4 protein-coding genes are annotated in these 2,852 nt (G+C 72.4%); 2 read left to right on the forward strand and 2 right to left on the reverse strand.

Annotated features, from left to right (window positions below; genetic code table 11):
* Both CH341_RS25785 and CH341_RS25790 read left to right on the forward strand, forming a co-directional pair.
* The coding region (locus tag CH341_RS25785; protein WP_210208615.1) for a phytoene desaturase family protein at window positions 1-739 on the forward strand (739 nt) is incomplete at its 5' end.
* 38 nt (window positions 740-777) lie between these two features.
* Window positions 778-1,623: a carotenoid 1,2-hydratase gene (locus tag CH341_RS25790; RefSeq protein WP_342635032.1), complete on the forward strand. Its 846-nt coding sequence runs from the start codon at window positions 778-780 to the stop codon at window positions 1,621-1,623.
* Window positions 1,624-1,630: 7 nt separating this feature from the next.
* Here the strand turns inward: CH341_RS25790 and CH341_RS34440 are convergent, their stop codons facing one another.
* Window positions 1,631-1,801: a hypothetical protein gene (locus tag CH341_RS34440; protein ID WP_170149809.1), complete on the reverse strand. Its 171-nt coding sequence runs from the start codon at window positions 1,799-1,801 to the stop codon at window positions 1,631-1,633.
* Window positions 1,802-2,129: 328 nt separating this feature from the next.
* Window positions 2,130-2,801, reverse strand: a complete 672-nt coding sequence (bchJ, locus tag CH341_RS25795) for a bacteriochlorophyll 4-vinyl reductase (RefSeq protein WP_245431250.1) — start codon at window positions 2,799-2,801, stop codon at window positions 2,130-2,132.
* Window positions 2,802-2,852 lie beyond the last annotated feature (51 nt).

Consider the following 2,852-nt stretch of genomic DNA (forward strand, 5'->3'; position numbering starts at 1 on the left):
GAGCGGCGAGCGCCTCTCCGCCGACGTCGTGATCGTCAATGCGGACGTCGCGGCGGTCGCCGACGGCCGGCTCGGCGCCACGGCGCGCCGCGCGGTGCCGCGCGTGGCGGCGGAAGCGCGCTCGCTCTCCGCCGTCACCTGGACCATGCTGGCGGAGGCCGAGGGCTTTGCGCTGCATCATCACACGGTGTTCTTCTCGCGCGACTATCCGGGCGAGTTCGACGCGCTGCAGCGCGGCCGCGCCGTCCCTGCCGATCCCACCGTCTATGTCTGCGCCCAGGATCGCGCGCCCGGCAGCGCCGATCCGTTCGGTCCGGAGCGGCTGCTGATGCTGATCAACGCGCCGCCGAACGGCGACACGGCGCGGTTCTCGCCGGAGGCGCTCGCGGCCTGCGAAAACGCCACGCTGGCGCGGCTCGCCGCCTGCGGATTGCGGCTGCGCATCGTGCCGGACGCCTGCACGGTCACCACCCCCGCCGACTTTCACCGGCTCTTTCCGGGCACCGGAGGAGCGCTCTACGGAAGGGCTTCACACGGATGGATGGCATCGTTCCAACGGCCGGGATCCCGCACCAGAATTCCGGGCCTGTATCTGGCGGGGGGCAGCACGCATCCGGGACCGGGCGTGCCGATGGCGGCCCTGTCGGGCCGGCTGGCGGCGGCCGCCGCGACGGCGGACCGCGCTTCGACGAGCCGGTCGCCCCGGGCGGCTATCTCTGGTGGTACGTCGACGCGCTGAGCGAGGACGGCCGCCACGGCCTCACCATCATCGCCTTCGTGGGCAGTGTCTTCTCGCCCTATTACGCCTGGGCGCGCCGGCGCACGCCCGGCGGCGCCGCCGATCCGCAGGATCATGTCGCCCTCAACGTCGCGCTCTACGGCGCGACGCGGCGCTGGGCCATGACGGAGCGCGGCCGCAATGCGCTCTCCCGCGACGCGGACGAGATCCGGATCGGCCCGAGCGCGGTCGCCTGGGACGGTACGACGCTGACCATCACGATCGACGAGACCACCGTGCCGGTGCCGTCGCGCCTGCGCGGCACCGTGCGGGTGCGGCCGGCGGCGCTCACCGGCGCGAGCTTCGCGCTCGACGCGGCAGGGCTGCATCTGTGGCGGCCGATCGCGCCGGTCTGTTCCGTGGAGGTCGACTTGGCGCGGCCGGGCCTGTCGTGGCGGGGACACGGCTATCTCGACAGCAACCGCGGCGAGACGCCGCTGGAGAGCGCCTTCGTGCGCTGGGACTGGTCGCGCGCCACGCTCGCCGACGGCGCGGCCGTGCTGTATCACGCCGTCCGCCGCGGCGACGCGGCCGCCGACGGCGAGGAGCGCGCCCTCGCCTTGCGGTTCGACCGCGCCGGAGGCGTGACGCCGGTCGAGACGCCACACCGCATCGCGCTGCCCGACACGTTGTGGCGGCTGCCGCGCGAGACGCGCGGCGACACCCCGGACGGCATGACGGTCGCCGAGACGTTCGAGGACTCGCCCTTCTACGCGCGCTCGCTGCTCACCGGACGCCTGTTGGGCGAGCCGGTCTCGGCCGTGCACGAGAGCTTGTCGCTCGACCGCTTCGCCGCGCCATGGGTGCAGGCGATGCTGCCCTTCCGCATGCCGCGGCGGCGGTGACGCACGATCACCGGTCCGGCGCGCCCGGGCTGCCGGCGCTGTGGTCGGAGAAGGAGCGCTTGAGGGCCTCACGGTTGCTGCGTCGCCGCGTGAAGGCGAAGAGCTGCATCACGGCGAAAGCGAAGAAGGCCCCGAGCGTCATCAAGGCGAGCGTCGGGATGAAGGCGTCCCACGACATGGTGTCCTCGTCGTCTGGCTGAACGGAAGGCCTGGGGAGATGCTCCCGGCGGGCTCGGCGCGACTGCGCCTTTGTCCAGCCAACGCGACACCGCGGCTTTCGATCCTCCGACGCGATGCTCGGCGTGCACGATGTGCTGCGCCGGCCCCGCACCTGCCGCACAACGCTGCTCGACGAGCTGCTCCAACACCTGTGCCCCGGACAAGGTGCGTCAGGCCGCCGGCCTGATGCACCGCAGAGCCGGGGCCCAGGGCGACTCGGGACACGTTTCGTCTGTCGCTTTGGGTCAGGTCCGCGGCGCGATGGGCCGCGCCGTGACACCAGGCGATCAGCGCCAGCGGATCTCGAACGCGCAGGCCGGTGCGCCGGCCGCTTCGCAGGCGGTCTCGATCACGCGCGCGTTTCGATGCACCAGGGTGCGGAACAAACGCTCGAAGGTGGCACCATAATAGTCGCACAGCGGCGCCGGCGCCTTGGCGCCGCGGCACACCGGACAGCCGGCGATGCTGAACCGCACCGGATGCCCCGCGACCGCCACGAAGGTGCCGCTGCCCGCGAAAGTCCAGGAATGCTTGCCGATCGCGCCGAGCAGGATGCGGGCCGAGATCGCGGCGGGTAGCACCTTCAGGATCGGCTGGATGGCCTTCGGGATGCGGTTGGCGAGCAGATAATCGGCGGTGAGGAGGCCGGCCTGCCGCCCGACCTCCCGGGCACGCGCGGCGCCGAGCTGGGAGCGCACCACGGTGTGGATCGCGACGACGTCGCGCTCGTCGACCATGTGGTCGGGGGCGTGCTCGAGATGGTGCGACAGCTCGGCCAGCCCGAACAGCCATGCCGTCTCTTCGTGGCCGACCTGCTCGTCCAGCGCCTCGATCATCCGGATGATCGCGTTCGGCCCGATGCGGGCGACCGGCGCGGCGGCGTGATCAGACGCGTCGTGATCGGACGCGGCGTGGGCGGATGCGTCGGTCGAAGGATGCTCGGCAGCGCTCGTCGCCACGGCGGATAACCTCAGAAGTGGTCATGGCCGGGCGTGTCCCGGCCATCCACG

It is taken from the genome of Rhodoplanes roseus (assembly GCF_003258865.1).
GTDB lineage: Bacteria > Pseudomonadota > Alphaproteobacteria > Rhizobiales > Xanthobacteraceae > Rhodoplanes > Rhodoplanes roseus.

Excerpts from the sequence above, each read along its gene's own strand:
- CH341_RS34440 (WP_170149809.1), bottom strand. The coding sequence starts at position 1,801 with ATGTCGTGGGACGCCTTCATCCCGACGCTCGCCTTGATGACGCTCGGG.